Source organism: Seonamhaeicola sp. S2-3 (assembly GCF_001971785.1).
In the GTDB taxonomy this organism is placed as follows: Bacteria; Bacteroidota; Bacteroidia; order Flavobacteriales; family Flavobacteriaceae; genus Seonamhaeicola.
Genome location: NZ_CP019389.1, coordinates 2,976,337 through 2,996,410, shown reverse-complemented (window position 1 = coordinate 2,996,410; position 20,074 = coordinate 2,976,337). Strand labels below are relative to the sequence as shown.

The 20,074-nt window shown below is 30.9% G+C and carries 15 protein-coding genes; 9 read left to right on the top strand and 6 right to left on the bottom strand.

The window, feature by feature from the left end:
• Positions 1-104: 104 nt before the first annotated feature.
• Positions 105-800 carry a LytTR family DNA-binding domain-containing protein gene (locus BWZ22_RS13025; protein WP_076700653.1) on the top strand — a complete coding sequence of 232 codons (696 nt, stop codon included), beginning with the start codon at positions 105-107 and terminating at the stop codon, positions 798-800.
• A 9-nt stretch (positions 801-809) separates the two neighbouring features.
• On the opposite strand, the gene priA is transcribed toward BWZ22_RS13025, so the two are convergent.
• The 3 genes from priA to nadC all read right to left on the bottom strand — a co-directional run bounded on the left by priA (position 810) and on the right by nadC (position 5,129).
• Positions 810-3,263, bottom strand: coding sequence for a primosomal protein N' (priA, locus tag BWZ22_RS13020; RefSeq protein WP_076700651.1), 2,454 nt, complete (start codon positions 3,261-3,263; stop codon positions 810-812).
• A 3-nt stretch (positions 3,264-3,266) separates the two neighbouring features.
• Positions 3,267-4,193: a YihY/virulence factor BrkB family protein gene (locus tag BWZ22_RS13015; RefSeq protein WP_076700648.1), complete on the bottom strand. Its 927-nt coding sequence runs from the start codon at positions 4,191-4,193 to the stop codon at positions 3,267-3,269.
• 75 nt (positions 4,194-4,268) lie between these two features.
• A complete protein-coding gene (nadC, locus tag BWZ22_RS13010) occupies positions 4,269-5,129 on the bottom strand; it encodes a carboxylating nicotinate-nucleotide diphosphorylase (protein ID WP_076700646.1) in 861 nt (286 codons plus the stop codon).
• A 127-nt stretch (positions 5,130-5,256) separates the two neighbouring features.
• On the opposite strand from nadC, the gene rlmH reads away from it, so the two are divergent.
• Positions 5,257-5,730, top strand: coding sequence for a 23S rRNA (pseudouridine(1915)-N(3))-methyltransferase RlmH (gene rlmH, locus BWZ22_RS13005; protein WP_076700643.1), 474 nt, complete (start codon positions 5,257-5,259; stop codon positions 5,728-5,730).
• A gap of 155 nt (positions 5,731-5,885) precedes the next feature.
• On the opposite strand, the gene hpf is transcribed toward rlmH, so the two are convergent.
• From hpf to BWZ22_RS12990, 3 genes are all read right to left on the bottom strand, one after another.
• Positions 5,886-6,185, bottom strand: a complete 300-nt coding sequence (gene hpf, locus BWZ22_RS13000; RefSeq protein ID WP_076700642.1) for a ribosome hibernation-promoting factor, HPF/YfiA family — start codon at positions 6,183-6,185, stop codon at positions 5,886-5,888.
• 155 nt (positions 6,186-6,340) lie between these two features.
• A complete protein-coding gene (locus BWZ22_RS12995; protein ID WP_076700639.1) occupies positions 6,341-6,760 on the bottom strand; it encodes a response regulator in 420 nt (139 codons plus the stop codon).
• Between the two features lie 21 nt (positions 6,761-6,781).
• Positions 6,782-10,129, bottom strand: coding sequence for a PAS domain S-box protein (locus BWZ22_RS12990; protein ID WP_076700638.1), 3,348 nt, complete (start codon positions 10,127-10,129; stop codon positions 6,782-6,784).
• A gap of 298 nt (positions 10,130-10,427) precedes the next feature.
• On the opposite strand from BWZ22_RS12990, the gene BWZ22_RS12985 reads away from it, so the two are divergent.
• From BWZ22_RS12985 to BWZ22_RS12955, 7 genes are all read left to right on the top strand, one after another.
• Entirely contained in the window at positions 10,428-11,000 is a 573-nt protein-coding gene (locus BWZ22_RS12985) for a non-canonical purine NTP diphosphatase (protein WP_076700636.1), read from the top strand.
• Positions 11,001-11,063: 63 nt separating this feature from the next.
• Complete coding sequence (locus BWZ22_RS12980) at positions 11,064-13,283, top strand: bifunctional (p)ppGpp synthetase/guanosine-3',5'-bis(diphosphate) 3'-pyrophosphohydrolase (RefSeq protein ID WP_076700635.1); 2,220 nt, start codon at positions 11,064-11,066, stop codon at positions 13,281-13,283.
• A gap of 26 nt (positions 13,284-13,309) precedes the next feature.
• Positions 13,310-13,762: a Fur family transcriptional regulator gene (locus BWZ22_RS12975; protein WP_076700633.1), complete on the top strand. Its 453-nt coding sequence runs from the start codon at positions 13,310-13,312 to the stop codon at positions 13,760-13,762.
• 13 nt (positions 13,763-13,775) lie between these two features.
• Positions 13,776-15,050, top strand: coding sequence for an adenylosuccinate synthase (locus BWZ22_RS12970; protein ID WP_076700631.1), 1,275 nt, complete (start codon positions 13,776-13,778; stop codon positions 15,048-15,050).
• Positions 15,051-15,159: 109 nt separating this feature from the next.
• Positions 15,160-17,313: an OstA-like protein gene (locus BWZ22_RS12965; RefSeq protein WP_076700628.1), complete on the top strand. Its 2,154-nt coding sequence runs from the start codon at positions 15,160-15,162 to the stop codon at positions 17,311-17,313.
• Position 17,314: 1 nt separating this feature from the next.
• Positions 17,315-18,517, top strand: a complete 1,203-nt coding sequence (locus tag BWZ22_RS12960; protein WP_076700626.1) for an aspartate aminotransferase family protein — start codon at positions 17,315-17,317, stop codon at positions 18,515-18,517.
• 138 nt (positions 18,518-18,655) lie between these two features.
• Positions 18,656-20,044, top strand: coding sequence for a lipopolysaccharide assembly protein LapB (locus BWZ22_RS12955; RefSeq protein ID WP_076700623.1), 1,389 nt, complete (start codon positions 18,656-18,658; stop codon positions 20,042-20,044).
• Positions 20,045-20,074: the final 30 nt, after the last annotated feature.

Genomic DNA, 20,074 nt, shown 5'->3' with positions numbered 1-20,074 from the left:
GCCGTTAAAATTTTGTTAAAAATGGTTGTTTATCGATGTTTTTTGGTTTTTGGCGGAATTTTTTGTACTATTGTCGATATCTTAACCGAAATAATACAAATGTTATGACTTTAAACTGTGTAGTAGTAGACGATTCAGCAATACAACGTCTCTCTATTGTTAAGTTAGTAGAGAATCATCCTTCACTTAACTTAATAGCAGAGTACAGTAGTGCTTTAGAAACTAAAAATGGTTTAAATACGCATCAAGTTGACCTTATCTTTTTAGATATTGAAATGCCCGTTTTAAACGGATTTGAACTTTTGGACGTATTAAACAAAAAACCTCAAATTATTTTTGTAACCGGTAAAACCGAATATGCTTTTAAAGCATTTAATTACGACGCTACCGATTATTTACACAAACCCATTACCCGAGAACGCTTTAACGCTTCTGTTGAAAAAGCTTTAGAACAACATAGATTGTTAATGAACCAAAACGAAGAAGAAGGTGAACATATCTTTGTTAAAAGTAATCTTAAAAAACGTAAGGTTTATATTAAAGATATTAAATGGATTGAAGCTCTTGGTGATTACGTAAAATTAGTTACAGAAGAAACAAGCTTAGTAGTGTTATCTACAATGAAAGCTTTTGAAGCCGAATTACCAGAAGGTAAATTTTTAAGGATTCATAAATCATATATTGTAAATCTTGATAAGATTGACAGATTTAACAGTAAAAATGTTGAAGTTGGTGCTTATGAAATTCCTTTAAGTAGAAATAAAAAGACACAATTGGTTGATGCTTTAAATAATATTTAAAACATTTTACTAAAAGTTATCTACATTTAATATTACCCTAACCGACCGATAATCTTTTATACTCAAGAAGCTATTATTTATTTTAATGATAGCTTCTTTAGTTTTTGATAGCGATTGTTTTTTAGGAATTTTTACCAATATATTTTTATGAAACTGATTTCTAATTCTAGGAATTGGTGGCGATTCTGGTCCTAAAACAGCTGCTCCAAAAAACTGTCTCAGTGATTTTGCATACCAAATAGAAGCGCCTTCTACCCTATTATAATCTTTGTGTTTTAAAGTAATTTTTATCTGTTTATAAACGGGCGGATATTTAAAATTAAACCTATCATTCATTTGCTCATTATACATTTCTGTATAATTATTGGTAGATACTTGCTGCAAAATATTATGATAAGGATTATAGGTTTGAATAAGCACTTTACCTCTTTCTTGTGTTCTACCAGCTCTACCAGATACCTGAACCATAAGTTGAAAACTACGTTCATGCGCTCTAAAGTCTGGAAAATTTAGCATGTTATCGGCATTCATAATACCAACTAATTTTACATGCCTAAAATCTAATCCTTTAGTAAGCATTTGTGTACCTACTAATATATCTATTTCTTGCTGTTCTAAGGCTGTTATTATTTTTTCATAGCCATATTTCCCTCTGGTGGTATCTAAATCCATTCTAGCTACCTTAGCTTCAGGAAATAAGGTTTTAGCCTCTTCTTCAATCTGTTCTGTTCCAAAACCTTTACTGTTTAAATCTGGACTTCCGCAAGCCATACAACTATGTGGCATAGCTATATTATATCCGCAATAATGACAACGCAACTGGTTTCTGTATTGATGGTATGTTAAACTCACATCACAATTAGGACATTGTGGAGAGTGTCCGCAAGTATTACACTCTACAATTGGTGAAAACCCACGCCTATTTTGAAATAAAATAATTTGATTTCCTTCATCTAAAACTTCGGTTATTTCTTCAATAAGCCTATCGCTAAAATGCCCTTTCATACGCTTGCGCTTATGCTTATCTTTTATATCTACCAACTCAATATCTGGCATTAGCACATTATTATACCTATGCGTTAATTCTACCAAGGCATATTTATTTTGTTTGGCGTTATAATAACTTTCTAAACTAGGTGTTGCAGAACCTAACAAGCTTTTTGCTTTATGAAATGCTGCTAAAACTACAGCCGTATCTCTAGCATGGTAACGTGGTGCGGGATCAAATTGCTTAAAAGATTGTTCATGCTCTTCATCTACAATAATAAGTCCTAAGTTATTAAACGGTAAAAATATAGATGAACGTGCACCTAATACTATTTTCGCTTTGGCGGAATTATCTAACACCTTATTCCAAACCTCAACGCGCTCATGTACAGAATATTTAGAATGAAAAATAGCAACCTGATCTCCAAAATAATTTTGTAATCTATTAACCAACTGTGTTGTTAAAGCTATTTCTGGTAATAAATACAATACTTGTTTACCGCTTTCTATAACGTCTTCAATAAGTTTTACATATATTTCTGTTTTACCTGATGATGTAACTCCATGAAGTAATGTTACGTTATTTGTTTTAAAAGATTCTTGAACCTCTTTTAATGCGGTTTCTTGATATTCATTTAAATGTTTTGATGCTTCGTTATCATCACCATCATATTGTACCCTATCTATCTGTATATGATATTCTTCTAGAATTTCTTTATCGATTAAAGTTTTAATAATTTGAGAAGACCCACCGCTTTCCTTAATTAAATCAGAAACCTTTACAGGTTTTTTGGTTGTTGCCGAAATTGAAAACAGCGTCATTATAACTTCGCGCTGCTTTGGTGCTCTACTCATTTTTTCTAACAACCCTTGCAATGCTTTTTCTGAAGAAAAATTGGTATGCAATTTTACATATCTTACTAATTTGGGTTTATATTTTTCATAAACCTCTTCTTCTACAGAAATAGCTCCTTTTTCAATAAGTCTTTTTATAACTGGAAGCACATTTTTTTTATCTAGAATATTAGATATGTCATGAATTTTTAATGAAGACTGGTGATGCAATGCTTCATAAATTAAAAATTCATCATCTTTTAAAACAGACTCGTCTACTTCTTTAATCTTGCTTTTAGTAACTACCGTTTCACTTTCTAAAATAAAGGCACTTGGTAAAGCTGCTCGCATAACATCGCCCATAGTACACATGTAGTATTTAGAAATCCACTCCCATAAATTTAACTGAATACTATTTACAATAGGCGTTTCATCTAGAATTTGATGAATCTCTTTAGCTTCATAAACGGTTGGCGCATTATTATGAATATTATAAACCAACCCTGTATAGATTTTAGATTTTCCGAAAGGCACTGCTACACGCATTCCTTTTTTTAAAAAACTGGCTTCTGCTGAAGTTATGCTATACGTGAATAACTTTTGGAGCGGAATTGGTAGGATAACATCAATAAAATAGTGCATAAGCTAAAATCTTTTACGCAACTTGTTTAAAGATGCATTTAACTCATAGCCCAAAAGTAAAATATTGGCATTTAACCAAAGGTAAAACATTAGAATTAACAATGCACCTATGGAGCCATATAGCTTATTGTATTGTCCAAAATTTTCAATATAAATACCAAATAAATAAGATGATAATATAATAAGTAGTGTTGTAAAAAGTGCTCCTATTGAAAAGAATTTTGAGTGCTTTCCTTCTTGAGTTCCATAATAATATAAAGTAGCCGTTGCCAAATAAACCATTATTATAAAAAACACATATTGCGCTAAATTAGCCCAAAACACATTTTGAGAATCTACCGCAAAAGCATTAAGCAATCCCTGTACTACATATATTTGAAAATACCCCAAAAAGGCAATAGTTAAAATAATTAAAAAGGCGAGAATTAAGGCAATGCCTAAGGCATACAAATATTGCTTAAAAATATTTCGAGTTAATTGTTCATGATAAGAATATTCAAAGCCTGAAAAAACTGCATTTACCCCATTTGCCATTAAAGCAATAGATAAAATAAAAACTGAAGATAGCAATCCGCCTCTTTGAGATTGATCTATGTTTTCAAAAATATTATGTAAAAAAAAGTCTGATGTATTAGGTGGTAAAAACGATTCTAAAAAAACTAAAAAATCTGTTTTAAAACCTTCAATAGGAATGTATGGTATTAGTATTAAAACGAATAACAAAAAAGGAAAGAGTGCCATAAAAAAGCTAAATGCAATAGCACTAGCCCTAGTAGTTAAAGCGCCTTTAGCTATACCAATAATGTATAGTTCTAATAAATCGTATAAAGATAACCCTTCTAAACCTGGGAGCTTAATTTTTTTTAAAAACCGCACCAAGACATTTATAACAGGAATTTTAACTAGTTTGTCTTCAATGGGTTTGGTCATAAATAACTTATCTTAATAGGTTAAGCTAACACAAAGTTATTAAATTATGACTGTAGAATAACTATTTAAAAAAAACTATTTTATGGCTTTTAAACTTAAATCCATATTGTGAACAGAATGTGTAAGTGCTCCACAAGATATATAATCAACACCACACTCAGCATAATGCCTAATAGTTTCTTCATTTATATTTCCTGAAGATTCTGTTAAGCATTTATCGCCAATCATTTCAACAGCTTTTCGAGTATCTTCGTAATCAAAATTATCTAATAAAATTCTAAAAACACCATCGTTTCTTAAAATTTCTTCCACTTCACTTAAATTTCTGGCTTCAACCATAATATCTAAGTTTTTACCAGTTTCTTTTAAATATAATTTAGACGTTTCTATGGCTTTAGTGATACCTCCTGCAAAATCTATATGATTATCTTTTAGCATAATCATGTCATATAATGCAAATCTGTGGTTTTCTCCGCCACCAATTTTCACGGCCCATTTTTCTAAAACTCTAATTCCTGGAGTAGTTTTTCTGGTATCTAAAATTTTAGTCTTTGTACCTTTAACCAAGTTTACAAAATGCCTGGTTTTAGTAGCAATTGCACTCATGCGTTGCATAGCATTAAGTACGGTACGCTCTGCTTTAAGAATAGATTGCGATGGCCCTTCAACATACATAACTACATCTCCATAGGTTACTTCTGTACCATCTTCAATACGTACATCTAATTTTAAATTCTTGTCTACGTATGCAAAAATTTTCTTTGCGAAGTTAACGCCTCCTATAACGCCTTTATCTTTAACTAAAAGTTTAGCTTTACCTCTAGCGTTTTCTGGAATACAAGCTAATGAACTATGATCGCCATCTCCAACATCTTCTCGTATTGCGTTTGCAATTATAGCTCTTACTTCACTATCAAACTGCTCCTGTGTAATCATATTTTTTGTTGGTTTGCAACAAAAATAATAAATAGATTTACTTTTTTAAATTTTAGATTTACGAAATTGCTATTTATTTCCATTTTAAATTAATATTTCGTAAACTGAAACCAGATTTTTTAATATTATGACTATTAAGCTAATTACCATTGGAAAAACAGATAACCGTGAATTACAGACACTTACAGATAATTACATAAAACGTTTAGGCTTTTATATTAGGTTTTCTTTTGAAATTATTCCAGATATAAAAAATTCTAAAAATTTAAGTGAAGAACAGCAAAAACAAAAAGAAGGTGAACTGATTTTAAGTAAATTAGCCAATTCTGACACTTTAGTGCTCTTAGATGAAAAGGGAAAACAACAATCTTCTGTTGAGTTTTCTAAATATTTACAAAAACATATGAATTCTGGTATAAAACAACTTGTTTTTGTTATTGGTGGTCCTTACGGATTTTCTGAAGCTGTTTATAAAAAAGCAAATGGAAAAATATCATTATCTAAAATGACGTTTTCGCATCAAATGGTTAGGTTATTTTTTGTTGAGCAACTTTATAGAGGCTTTACAATTTTACGAAATGAACCTTACCACCATAGGTAATTTGTTCTCAGTTACAGCATCAGTTTTCGGTTTTACTCAGGCAACTTTATAGTTTTATTACAGCGCTTTAATAATGCAAAAAAAATGATTAAAACTAAGTTTTAGTCATTTTTTTACTATCATATTGGTCGCCTACCTTTAGACTTCCGTCAATTTTAATATGTCTTAAAAACTTCTTTTCGTTTTTTAAGTTGACGCTCTAAATCACTTATGGTTTCTCTTACTGCTACTTCAAAGTTTCGTTCATTAGAAGTTGCAAAAATTCTTGGTCCGGGTAAACTCAATTCTATATTACAAATTTTACCCTCTTCGTGTTGATTTTCATCTAGTTTAAAATATACTGTGGCGCTTATTAAGAATTCGTATTTATTGAATAATTTGCTTAATTTTTCTTTGGTGAAAGCTGAAAGTGTTTCACTTACATCTACTCCTACATACTGAATGTTTACTGTCATAATCGTTCTCTTTTAAAGGTTTCTAACTGTAGACTAATATAATTGATTTTAAAACAATTTATAGTAACAAAAATCATAAAATAGTTATAAAATATAATCTAAAAAAGTTCCTTTATACAGCTTAATAAGGCAATTTACTCTCTTAACACCCTTAGTTATTTAAGATTAGCTTTTTTTTCTATAGAATCCATAATAGACTTTAATTCTCCCGGTTTTATTGGTTTGATAATATAATCAGAAACATCACTAATGCTTTTTGCTTTTTCTATATCAACTGGGTCAACCGAAGAGGACACCATGTATATTGTTATTATCTTACCTACTTTGGGTTTTATTTTTACATATTCTTCCATAAACTGGAAACCATCCATAATAGGCATATTAATATCTAGCAATACAACATCTGGAAGTTCTGCTGATTTATTTAAGTTCTCTATAAAAAAATTCAAGGCCTCTTCTCCGTCTGAAAAACCAATAATCTTTTGGGCCAAATTAAGAGACTCTAATGTTTTAATTACAGTAAATTGATATATATCATCATCATCTATAATGCAGATATTGAAAGGGTTGTCCATAGACGCAGTTTTAGTTGTTAATTAAAAATTTATATAAAAAGTAGTACCTTCATTAACTTTACTTGTTGCTGAAATGGATCCCCCCATTGCTTCAACTTGCATTTTTGTAATAAATAATCCCACTCCTTTAGCTTCAGGATGTCTATGAAAGACTTTGTTTAATCCAAATAATTTATGGCCATGTCTTTCTAAGTCAATTCCTAGTCCATTATCTTTAAATTTTAGTTTTATTTTTTCATTCTCTATTTCAGATTCAATAAAAAGTTCTGGTGCTCGGTTCTCATCTCTGTACTTAATGGCATTACCCACTAAGTTAAGAAAAATACTTTCCAAATAAACTTTATTACAAGATATACTATTTATTTTAGAGAAATTACTTATAATTTTAATGTCTGTTTTTAAAATTTCACCAACTAGTATTTCTTTTGTTTTATTTAAAACATCGTTAAACATAATAATCTCTAAATTTTCTGATGTTTCATTTTTAATCTTTATGGCATTAACCAAAGTATCTAACGTTAAAGTAAGATGATGAATAACTTTTTCAAATTTCTTAAATAAACTAACTTTATCTTCTTCATTTTCTGAAGTGTTATAAAAGTCTAGAAGCGAATTAAGGTTACTTACCGGAGCGCGTAAATTATGAGAGGTAATATGTGCAAAATCTGCTAGTTGTGTGTTTTGTGCTGTTAATTTATTTGCTAACACTTCTAAATTTTCTTTTGCTTTAATTATTTTATTTTCTGCTAATTTTTGCTCGGTAATGTTACGTATAGCCGCAGACACTAATAGCCCCTCTTCTGTTTGTAATGGACTAAGACTTATTTGTATAGGAATTTCTAACCCGTTTTTATTAACCCCATATAGCTCTTTTCCTTGCCCCATACTTCTTGTTTTGGGACTAGTAAAGAAGGTGTCACGATAGCCCTGATGCATTCCTGTAAAACGCTTTGGAATGAGTATCTCTACTGGTTTTTCTAATAATTCTTCTGCGGCATATCCAAATAATTTTTCAGCTTGTTTATTAATAAGCTGTATTATTCCTTTTTCATTAACTATTACCATGGCATCTGGAGCTGATTCTAACAATCCTCTAAACTTCTTTTCGGCCATTTTTTGCTCTGTAACGTCTTGACATGTACCTATCATTTCTGTAACATTACCAAATTTATCTGTAATTATTTCAGCTAAGAGTTGTATGGTTTTTACTGTTCCTTTTGTTAATTTAATTCGGTGTATTAAATCAACAAATTTTTTATTTTCAATTGACTTCTCTACATGGTTAGTTACTTTTACTTTATCATCTGGGTGAACAAAACCAAAATAAGTATCGTAATTCAATTTTATATTTTTTTCAACTCCAAAAATTCGATAAAGGTTAGAAGACCATTTTACTGAGTTAGTAGTAAGATTCCATTGCCAATTCCCCATCATTGTTATTTTTTCAGCAAAATTTAATAACTGATTTTTTCTTAAGAGTTCATTTTCGGCTTTCTTTCTTTTTGATATATCTGAAGAGACAGCTAAGAAACCTATTTTTTCACCTTCCTCATTTTTTAGTGCCGTTAAAGTTAATTGAACAGGGATTGTTGTACCATCTTTTCTTACATAAGTCCACTCACGAGCATCGTAAGCATTTTGTTTTGATAATTCTAACAGAGGGTTAAATCCTATTGGATTTTTACCGTATAACTTGGCAATATCATTTCTAAACTTGTCTAATTCATCTTTAACATGATAAACTTCTGGTTTTTGCAACCCTATCATTTCAGATGCAGAATATCCTGTTAAAATTTCTGCCCCTTTGTTAAAATGATTAATAATACCATTATTATTTGTAGTTACAATTGCTATTGGTTTAGCATTAAATATAGCTTGCAATTCTCTATGTGCTTTGTTTAAAGCTAATTCTGATATTTTTTTATCGTTTATATCTTGAAAAACCCCAAAAATACGTACACATTTACCATCTACAATTTCTGCTTGCCCAATGGTACGTGTCCATATTACATTATTTTTTTCTGTTACAAGCTGCACCTCTTCATCATAAGATGTACCATGCTCTATAGCTTCTTTAACTACCCTTTCAATGGTATCTCTACTTTTTCCTTCTTTAAAAAATTTAATCGCTGTTTCTAAATCTGGTTTATAGTTTTTAGGTACCTCATGTATCTCACGCACCATTCTACTCCAGAAGATTTCATCTTTTACTAAATCAACATCCCAGGTTCCTATTCTAGCAATTTCATTTGTACTATCTAATATATTTTCAATTCTAATCCGTTCTTCATCTTTTTCTTTTATATGAGTAACATCTCCCGTATACATTATTAAACCACCAACATTACCATTTGACATATACCATGGACGTACATCCCAAAATATCCATTGAACTGTTCCATCAAGTCTAACAAAAGGAGATTCATCGCAAACATCTATAGCTCCATTAAGGCATTGTTGATGTTTTGCCTTCCAATCCTCTCCTATTTCTGGGAAAACATCATAATGAGAACGCCCTATAATTTTTTCTCCCTCCATTTTATAGTCTTCTATCCAGCGTTTAGATACGGCAATGTATTTCATATCTGCATCTAGCATAGCAATAGATGTTGGGGCTTGCTCAATAAAAGCTTTATTGTACCTTTCTTTTATCTCTAAATCTGTTTTGAGTTTTTTTAACTCTAACATATTTGCTTTTATCTTATTTTCTGAAATAACCAAATCATTATTGGCTTTTAATAGCTGATCATTTTTCTTAAACAATTGATTTAATATAGGTTTTAAAACAAATATGAATTCGGCAATTAATACTAAAGCAGCTATTAATACAAGAAAATAAATAGTATTTATTAGGTTTTGAAGTTTGCTTTCTGCTGCTTTTTGATATTCGTTAATTACAGCATCCATAGCTGATAAATAAAAAGGTTCTGCTAATGTAATGTTACCTACATTTTGCTTAATTAACTTGGGGTTGGAATACTCAACAATATTTCTGCTTGAAGAAGATATTTTTTTTAGATATAATTCACTGATTTTTAGTAAAGAATCTACTTTAATGTTTTTCTTATCAAAATTATTCTCTAAATAGAGATAATTATGTGCATTTTCAAATTCTTCTGTAAGGTTTTTTAATGAATTTAACGCGTTCAATTCTAAAATCTCATCTGTATTTTTATCAATAAAATATGCTGTTTTAGTAATGCTTTCAATAAGCATACGTTGTTTTCCAGATATATTAATTAGTGAAAAATCGTTTTTTTGATTATTAACACTCTTTTGGATAATAACCAAAACCACTATAGTTATTAGTAAAATGGTAGATATAAATAATACATATCTGTTTTTAATTGACTTCTCTAGGTTATTCATTAATAGTTTTTTACCAACTAATTAAAACTGATTTATTTTTAATAAAATGTAATTCTTATTTTGATTATTATCATAAATCATTATGACACAAACAACAGAGTTAAGTCACATATTTTCAATGAAATACGACCAAAATAAATGAATGAGAGAATGAGAGAGTTTGAATATAAATTATTCTTTAGGACAAAAAATATTTATAAGCGTCTGCAAAATATAAAAATTAAAATAATTATGAGTGTTTTTTTTCACTAACATAAACTTATTGTTACTTTGTAATATCAAAAAATCTTGTTTTTAAATGCAACTTGTTTTCGCCACCAATAACCTTAATAAAATTAATGAAGTTCAAATTTTAATGCCAAAACACATTAAACTTTTAAGTTTAAAAGATATTGGTTGCTTAGAAGATATTCCAGAAACCCAAAACACTATTGAAGGCAATGCCATACAAAAAGCAGAATATATTAAAACCCATTATGGCTATAATTGTTTTGCAGATGATACTGGTTTAGAAGTTGAAGCTTTAAACGGTGCGCCAGGGGTTTACTCTGCAAGATATGCTGGTAACCAACGAAATGGTGATGACAACATGAACAAATTACTAAATGAGCTAAATAATAAAGAAAATAGAAATGCCCAGTTTAAAACCGTTATAGCACTTCACTTAAATAACAAAATTCACACCTTTACGGGTATTTGCAAAGGCATTATTACCAATACTAAACAAGGCCAAAAAGGATTTGGTTACGACCCTATATTTAAACCACAAGGCTATAAAGAAACCTTTGCTCAAATGGATTTAAGCCTAAAAAACAGTATTGGACACCGCGGAAAAGCCATTAAACAATTAATTAATTTTTTAAACTCTTAAAACTTTACAAAAAATTGTCATCTAGTTGGCTGTTAATATTCTTTATATTACTTTTAATCTATGATGACAGAAGAAGCTATTGAAATAGAAAATGCAGCCATAACAAAAGCCTACAAAGAACTTTTAAAGGTAAGCTACACTACGCTTTCTGATGACGATAAAAAACTAATAAGAAGCGCCTTTGAAGTAGCTCTAGATGGACACAAAAACCAGCGCAGAAAATCTGGCGAAGCTTATATTTTTCATCCGCTAGCTGTAGCTAAAATTGTGGCACAAGAAATTGGTTTAGATGGTACATCTATTGCTGCCGCGTTATTGCATGATGTTGTTGAAGATAGTCCAGATTATACCATTAAAGACATTGAAAAACTATTTGGTAAAACCGTAGCAACTATAGTTGATGGGCTTACTAAAATATCATCTTTAAGTAAAGAAAAAGACATGGATGTGTCTTTACAAGCAGAAAATTTTAGAAAAATGCTGCTAACACTTAATGATGATGTTAGAGTTATCATTATTAAAATTGCAGATAGGCTTCACAATATGCAAACTATGGACTCTATGCGTCCTGATAAGCAAGAAAAAATAGCCTCAGAAACCCTTTATATTTATGCACCACTAGCCCACAGAATTGGACTTTACAACATAAAAACCGAACTTGAAGACTTAGGTTTAAAATATACTGAACCAGATGTTTACAATGACATTCTTGGTAAAATAAAAGAAAGCAAAGAAGAACAAGACGAGTATATTAATCAATTTAGTAGTGTTATTAAAAAATCTTTAGATAAAGAAAATTTTCAATACACTATTAAAGGTCGCCCAAAATCCATTTTTTCTATACGAAAAAAAATGCAAAAACAAGGGGTGACATTTGATGAGGTTTACGATAAATTCGCCATTAGAATTATATATAAAAGCGATTTAGAAAACGAAAAGTTTTTTGCCTGGAAAATATACTCCATTGTAACAGACCATTTTAGACCAAACCCCATACGATTAAGAGACTGGATTTCATCGCCTAAATCTACAGGTTACGAGGCGCTTCACATTACCGTTATGGGGCCCAAAGGGCGCTGGGTTGAAGTTCAAATTAGAAGTGAACGCATGAACGAAATAGCCGAAAAAGGCTATGCTGCTCATTACAAATACAAACAATCAAACGAAAAAGAAGACAGTTTAGATACTTGGATAAACAGGCTACAAGAAGCTCTTGAAAATCCCGAAACCAATGCCGTAGATTTTGTTGAGCAATTTAAACTCAATTTATACTCAAAAGAAATTTTTGTTTTTACACCTAAAGGCGATTTAAAATCGCTACCAAAAGGTGCCACCGCCCTAGACTTTGCTTTTAGTATTCATACTGAAGTTGGTATGAAAACCAGAGGCGCAAAAGTAAATGGTAAATTAGTACCTCTAAGTCATGAATTAGTAAGCGGAGACCAAGTTGATATTTTAACATCAGAAAGTGCTAAACCTAATTCAAACTGGTTAGACTACGCAACTACCGCAAGAGCCAGAGGTAAAATTAAATCGGCTTTAAGAGAAGACAAAAAACGCATTGGTGAAGAAGGAAAAGAAATTCTTAGAAGAAAACTAAAACAGCTTAAAATAAACTTAAACGAATCATCTATTAATGAGCTTGTAAACTTCTTTAAGCTTAAAACAAGTTTAGATTTATTTTATAGAGTTGGCATTGGTACTATTGATAATACTATGCTCAAAAACTTTGCTTCATCTAGAAGCAATGCGTTAATGAGCTTTATTAAAAATAAAATTACTAGAAAATCTACCATTAAAAAGGAAGATTTAGAAAAAGAAGAAATAACAAGTAATTATGATTCTTTAGTTTTTGGTAAAGAACAAGAAAAACTAGATTATAAACTATCTAATTGTTGCAACCCCATACCCGGAGACCCTGTTTTTGGTTTTTTAACTGTTTCTGATGGGATTAAGGTTCATAAAAAAAACTGTCCTAATGCCGTAAGTTTACAATCTAATTATGCTTATAGAATCTTACCTGCTAAATGGGTAGATTCTACACACCAAGTATTTGTAGCTAAAATTGTTATATCTGGAATTGATAATATTGGTCTGGTAAATGAAATTACACAAATAGTATCTTCAAATATGAGCGTAAACATGAAAAGTCTGAATTTTGAAAGTAATGACGGGCTTTTCTCTGGAAAAATAAACATAGAAGTAAAGAACAATACCATTATAAAAAAGCTAATTGAAAAACTAAAAAAAATTAATGGTATAGATAAGGTTACTAGAGTGTAAAAAAAGTGTAAATTTGCCATGGAATTATGACCGCAAAAGCAGACAATAAAAATCAAGAAATAGTAAAAAGTGTTTTTACCGGCTTTTTAGAAAGTAACGGACACAGAAAAACGCCAGAGCGTTACGCTATACTACAAGAAATCTATAATAGTGATGAGCATTTTGATATAGAATCTCTATATCTTAATATGAAAAACAAAAAATATAGAGTATCTCGTGCTACACTTTACAACACCATAGAATTACTTTTAGAGTGTGGTTTGGTAAGAAAACACCAGTTTGGGCAAAACCAAGCACATTACGAAAAATCATATTTTGATAAGCAACATGACCACGTAATTCTTACCGATACTGGTGAAGTTATAGAATTTTGCGATCCAAGAATTCAATCTATTAAAAAAACTATAGAAGAGGTTTTCGATATTGAAATTAATAATCACTCACTTTATTTTTACGGAAATAGAAAATCAAACAAATAACTAATTTTTTACAATGGCAGTAGATTTACTACTAGGACTACAATGGGGAGACGAAGGCAAAGGGAAAATTGTTGACGTACTAACAAAAGATTATAATATTATAGCACGTTTTCAAGGTGGTCCAAATGCAGGACACACCTTAGTTTTTAACGGAAAAAAACATGTGCTACACACAATTCCATCAGGGATTTTTCATGATGGCGCTATGAATTTAGTAGGAAATGGCGTTGTTATAGACCCCGTAATTTTTAAAAGTGAATTAGACAAATTAGCCGAACAAAACATAGACTATAAAAAGTCACTTCTTATTTCTCGTAAGGCACACATAATTTTACCTACTCATAGACTTTTAGATGCCGCAAGCGAAGCCTCTAAAGGAAAAGCCAAAATTGGTTCAACCCTAAAAGGTATTGGACCAACTTATATGGATAAAACCGGAAGAAACGGTATAAGAGTTGGAGATTTAGAATTAGCCGACTGGAAAGAACGCTACAGAGCTTTAGCAGACAAGCACGAGTCTATGATAGACTTTTACAATGTAGATATTGAATATAACCTAAAAGAATTAGAAGAAGAATTCTTTAAGGCCATTGATGTTTTAAAATCATTAACCTTCATTGATTCTGAAGAGTACGTTTATCAAGCTCAAAAAACAGGAAAAACCATTTTAGCTGAAGGTGCTCAAGGCTCTCTTTTAGATATAGATTTTGGTACCTATCCTTTTGTAACATCAAGTAATACTACAGCTGCAGGAGCATGTACTGGTTTAGGTGTAGCTCCTAACCAAATTGGAGAAGTTTTTGGAATTTTTAAAGCTTATACAACGCGCGTTGGTTCTGGTCCCTTCCCTTCTGAATTATTTGATGAAGATGGTGAAACCATGGGGCGTGTAGGTAATGAATTTGGTGCTACCACTGGACGTAGAAGACGCTGTGGATGGCTAGATTTAGTAGCCTTAAAATATGCTTGTCAAGTAAATGGTGTTACCCAATTAAATATGATGAAAGGCGATGTGCTTTCTGGTTTTAAAACTTTAAAAGTATGTACTGCTTATAAGTATAAGGGTGAAATTATTAAGCATTTACCCTACAATATTGAGCCAGAAAATGTAGAGCCTGTTTATACAAAACTAAAAGGTTGGGAAGCAGATTTAACAGGAATGACAGATGTATCTCAGTTCCCTAAAGAACTAAATGATTATATAAACTTCTTAGAAAAAGAACTTGAAATCCCTATTACTATAGTTTCTGTAGGCCCAGATAGAAAACAGACTATTTTTAGAAAATAATTTCTTAATTAGAAAATAAAAAACGCTCCAAAAATATTTTGGGGCGTTTTTCGTTTCAAAAGAATCAAACATCATAATTATCATTATTTTTGCTTCAAATATTTTTATTTTGAATAAAACAAAGCTTATATATTTTTTCTGTTCCATTTGTTTTTTCTCGGTAATAAACGGATACGCACAAGAGAAAAAAGAAGTTGAAATAAAATATTCTGGATTTTTAACCACAGATGAAGAAAACTATCCAGGAGCAAGAATTTTAACTAGAGATGAGTCTCAACAAGTACACATTGCCCATGAGAGTATAGACTTGTGGTGCGATAGAGCAATTCACTACGGAAAAGAAAATTTTATTGAAGCCTATGGTAATGTAAAAATGAAACAGGCCGATACCGTAAGTATGACTTCAAAATATATTGAATATAGCGGTATCACCCAATTGGCCTTAGCACGAGGCGAAGTAGTTTTAAAAGATCCACAAACCACCGTTTCATCTGATACTATTTATTTTGACAGACTGAAACAAGAAGCATTTTACAGAAGTGGTGGCACCGTAGTAAAAGACACCACTGTTACTATTACAAGTAAAATAGGACGGCATTATATGCAAGAAAACAAATTTAAATTTGTTGAAAATGTTGTTTTGGTAAATGATAGTTCTACAATTAAATCTAATTATTTTGATTATTATTCAGATACAGGTCACGCCTATTTATTTGGTCCCTCAACCATAACCACTCCAGAAAGTAAAACCTATTGTGAAAAGGGTTTTTATGACACTGAAAACGAAATTGGCTATGCACTAAAAAATGCTAGAATAGAATATAACAACAGAATAATTGAAGGCGATAGCCTTTATATGGATAATAACAAAAATTTTGCTTCTGCCTCTAACAATATAAAAGTTACAGACACTTTAAATCATAGTATAATAAAAGGACATTATGCCGAGGTTTATAAAGGCGAAGAAAAAGACTCTGTGTTCATAACAAAAAGAGCCCTAGCTATAACCGTTCAGGAAAATGATTCTATATACATGCACGCCGATAAAATTATGGTTACCGGAAAACCAGAAAATAGAATTATTAGAGCCTATTATAACGCTAGAATTTACAAATCAGACTTAAGCGGAAAAGCAGATTCTATACACTCTAATCAAAAAACAGGATTAACAAAATTAATCAACTTAAATAAATTCAGTTCTTCAGACAAATTTGCTGTAACTAGAAAACCCATTCTTTGGAATTTAGAAAACCAAATGACTGGTGACACCATTCACTTAATTTCCAATCCAGATTCAGAAAAAATTGATTCTCTTTTAGTTTTTGAAAATGCCTTTATTATCAGTAAAGATACCATAAGTAAAACTGGTTTTAATCAAATTTATGGCATGCGCTTAAAAGGCCTATTTAATGACCAAAATAAACTAAGACAAGTTGATATTACTCAAAATGCCGAATCTATTTTTTATGCCAGAAATGACAAACAAGAACTAATAGGTATTGACAAAGCTAAATCTGGAAGTATTTCAATTCTTTTTGACGAAGAAGGCATTGAAGAATACACAAGATTAAATCAAATTGATGGAACGCTCACCCCAGAATCTCAATTTCAAGAAAAAGATAAACTCTTAAGAGGCTTTGATTGGCGTGAAGAAGAACGTTTAAATAGTGTTGAAGATTTGTTTAAAGACGACCCTCCGCTTAAATTACCAATAATAAAAGGACTTGAAGATTATGTCCCGCAAGATGCCTTTTTTGATGAAGACATGTTAGAACGCATTGAATCTGCAGGACAAATATCGCCTAGTTTAATAAATGAATCTATTATTGCAAGTAAACAAAGTAATTTACTTAAATTTCCTGATGATTTTAAATCTAACGTTTGGCACAAGAAAGGTATTTTCGTGTCATCTACTAATGAAACTGCTCCAAACGGAGATCTAATAAAACAAAAAATTAAATCTAATAACGACAATAGTTCCTATCGTTGTATTATCCAAACTATAAATAAAACCAATGGTAAATTTGAATTCTCTGTATGGTTAAAAGGAAAAGGCGACCTTGTATTAAAATTACAAGAAGAAGGGGGTGATTACACTAACTATAAGAATAAAAAAATTACTTTAACCAAAGTTTGGAAAAAATACTCTTTAATATCAGAAAAAGAACATGATAAAAACAAACTAAGAGCTGTAATTATTGGTATTGATAAAACCGATGACTTTGTTATTTGGAATCCAACATTAATTCATTTAATAGATTAAATTGACCACAGACTTCCTTAAATACCAAGCGCAAACAAGCACCCATCCCTTAGCCATGGAAATCTCCCATGCAAAAGGCTCCTATATATATGACACAAACAAAAAAGCTTATTTAGATTTTGTTGCAGGTGTTTCGGCTTGTCCGTTAGGACATAATCATCCCCTTGTTGTAAATGCCATAAAAGAGCAACTAGACAAGTACATGCACGTTATGGTTTATGGTGAGTATGTTCAAGAACCAGCTGTAGAACTCACTAAATTACTAGCCAATAATTTACCCAATCCTTTAAAAAAAACATACCTAACCAATTCTGGTACCGAAGCCATAGAAGGTGCCTTAAAACTTGCAAAACGAGCAACCGGAAGAAGTGAAATAATAGCAGCAAATAAGGCTTATCACGGAAACACAATGGGTTCTATGAGTGTTATGGGCTATGAAGAACGCAAACAAGCTTTCAGGCCATTACTCCCTAATGTTAGATTTATAAATTTCAATTCTAAAAAAGATTTAGAAAAAATCACAACCAAAACAGCCTGTGTAATTTTAGAAACCATTCAAGGAGGAGCTGGTTTTATTGAACCTGCAAACAACTATTTGGCAAACGTTAGAAAAAAATGTAATGATGTTGGAGCTTTATTAATCCTAGATGAAATTCAACCAGGGATAGGAAGAACAGGTAAGCTTTTTGGATTTGAAAACTACAATTGCATCCCCGATATTTTAGTCACCGGAAAAGCTTTGGGCGGAGGTATGCCTATTGGAGCTTTTACTGCCTCAAGTAAATTAATGGATTTGCTTATGGACAACCCTAAACAAGGACACATAACTACCTTTGGGGGGCACCCAGTAATTGCTGCATCTGCTTTAGCTACACTAAAGGAAATTACTCAAAGTAATTTAATGGATTTAGCTCTAAAAAAAGAGAACCTTTTTAGAAAACTATTAGTCCACCCTCTAATAAAAGAAGTAAGAGGTAAAGGTTTAATGCTTGCTATTATAACAGACTCTGCAGAAACAACAAACTCATTAATATTAAAATCTCAAGACAAAGGATTAATACTTTTTTGGCTTTTATTTGAACAAAAAGCAGTTAGAATTACCCCTCCTTTAACTATTACTGAAGAAGAAATCACCAAAGGATGCTCTATAATTATCAGTATTTTAGATGAAATCAAACAACAGAAACATCATTCAAACGATTGAAAATCAAAATAATAAAAACAAAAAAAGCAAAGTTACGTCATACCTGTTCATTACTTTGTTAAAAACATTTACAAAATCCAGTAAAACAAAACAAATAGAAACTTAAATTTATTCTAGTGGAACCTTACAAATGTGCTTATGGAGTTTAGTCATAACGACAACAACAATTTACCTCTCACTAAGTTTGAATCGATGTTAAAAACAAATCATATTTTGTTCTTCGATTCTGAAGAATTCGAAAACATCATCCATTATTATCTTAATCAAGGAAAAATTGCACTCGCCAAAAAAGCCATTAAACTGGGGCTAGATCAACATCCCTCCTCTATTAACTTAAAACTTTTTAAAGTGGAAGTTTTTGTTTTTGAAGACAAACTAATAGAGGCTGATAATTTACTTAATGAACTTTATAGTCTAGATCCCAAAAACGAAGAAATCTACATTCAAAAAGCCAATGTGCTATCTAAAAGAGATGAACATCAACAAGCTATTGATGTACTAAAAAGAGCCTTAGAATTAACCGATGATGTAGTTGATTTGTACTCTTTAATAGGAATGGAATATCTTTTTCTTGATGAATATGAAAATGCCAAAAATTATTTCATGAAATGTTTAGAAGCAGATCTTCAAGATTATTCTGCACTTTATAATGTTATTTACTGCTTTGAGTTTTTAAACCAAAATGAAGAGGCTATTTCATACTTAAATGCATTCTTAGATAAAAACCCTTATTGTGAAGTTGCATGGCATCAATTAGGAAAACAATACATGCTTTTAAAAAATTATCAAAAAGCCCTTGCTGCATTTGATTTTGCCATTATATCCGATGACACTTTTGTAGGCGCCTACCTAGAAAAAGGAAAAGTTTTAGAAGCTTTAAAACGATATGAAGATGCTATTGAAAGCTATAGCATTTCTTTAAAATTAGATGACCCAACGTCATTTGCCCTATTACGAATTGGCGCCTGTTATGAAAAATTAAACAACAAAGAACTAGCCGTACAATACTATTACAAAACAGTACATGAAGACCCACTTTTAGACAAAGGCTGGATTGCCATTACTAAATTTTACAACAAAAATAGAAATTACCAAAAGGCATTATACTACATTAATAAAGCTATAAATATTGATTCTGAAAACGTAAATTACTGGAAACTATATGCCCAAATAAACCAAAGGCTAAACTTATATGAAGAGGCCGAAAGAGGTTTTAAAAAAGCTTTAGATCTTGGTAATTACGAATTAAATACTTGGCTATCAAGAGGCGATTTACTTATTAAATTAGGAGAACCAGAGGCTGCCATTAAAAATTTTGAACAAGCCATTGAATTTTATCCAGAAAATGCCGAATTAGAATTTAGATTGGCTGGTTTATTTTTTCTAAAAAATGAAATAAGAAAAGGAGAATTTCACCTAAAAAATGCTATCAGTCATAACGGTGAGTTTTCTTTTATTTTAGAAGAGTTATTCCCTTCAATTTCTAATAAAATACTTGTAAAAAACCTGCTAAAACAAAACTTATAGTTTAAAACGTTGACTTAAATTGCATACCTT

What these genes read in the sequence shown, in the direction of transcription:
- BWZ22_RS13025 (WP_076700653.1), top strand. Translation starts at nt 105, where the DNA reads ATGACTTTAAACTGTGTAGTAGTAGACGATTCAGCAATACAACGTCTC.
- priA (WP_076700651.1), bottom strand. Translation starts at nt 3,263, where the DNA reads ATGCACTATTTTATTGATGTTATCCTACCAATTCCGCTCCAAAAGTTA.
- BWZ22_RS13015 (WP_076700648.1), bottom strand. Translation starts at nt 4,193, where the DNA reads ATGACCAAACCCATTGAAGACAAACTAGTTAAAATTCCTGTTATAAAT.
- nadC (WP_076700646.1), bottom strand. Translation starts at nt 5,129, where the DNA reads ATGATTACACAGGAGCAGTTTGATAGTGAAGTAAGAGCTATAATTGCA.
- rlmH (WP_076700643.1), top strand. Translation starts at nt 5,257, where the DNA reads ATGACTATTAAGCTAATTACCATTGGAAAAACAGATAACCGTGAATTA.
- hpf (WP_076700642.1), bottom strand. Translation starts at nt 6,185, where the DNA reads ATGACAGTAAACATTCAGTATGTAGGAGTAGATGTAAGTGAAACACTT.
- BWZ22_RS12995 (WP_076700639.1), bottom strand. Translation starts at nt 6,760, where the DNA reads ATGGACAACCCTTTCAATATCTGCATTATAGATGATGATGATATATAT.
- BWZ22_RS12990 (WP_076700638.1), bottom strand. Translation starts at nt 10,129, where the DNA reads ATGAATAACCTAGAGAAGTCAATTAAAAACAGATATGTATTATTTATA.
- BWZ22_RS12985 (WP_076700636.1), top strand. Translation starts at nt 10,428, where the DNA reads ATGCAACTTGTTTTCGCCACCAATAACCTTAATAAAATTAATGAAGTT.
- BWZ22_RS12980 (WP_076700635.1), top strand. Translation starts at nt 11,064, where the DNA reads ATGACAGAAGAAGCTATTGAAATAGAAAATGCAGCCATAACAAAAGCC.
- BWZ22_RS12975 (WP_076700633.1), top strand. Translation starts at nt 13,310, where the DNA reads ATGACCGCAAAAGCAGACAATAAAAATCAAGAAATAGTAAAAAGTGTT.
- BWZ22_RS12970 (WP_076700631.1), top strand. Translation starts at nt 13,776, where the DNA reads ATGGCAGTAGATTTACTACTAGGACTACAATGGGGAGACGAAGGCAAA.
- BWZ22_RS12955 (WP_076700623.1), top strand. Translation starts at nt 18,656, where the DNA reads ATGGAGTTTAGTCATAACGACAACAACAATTTACCTCTCACTAAGTTT.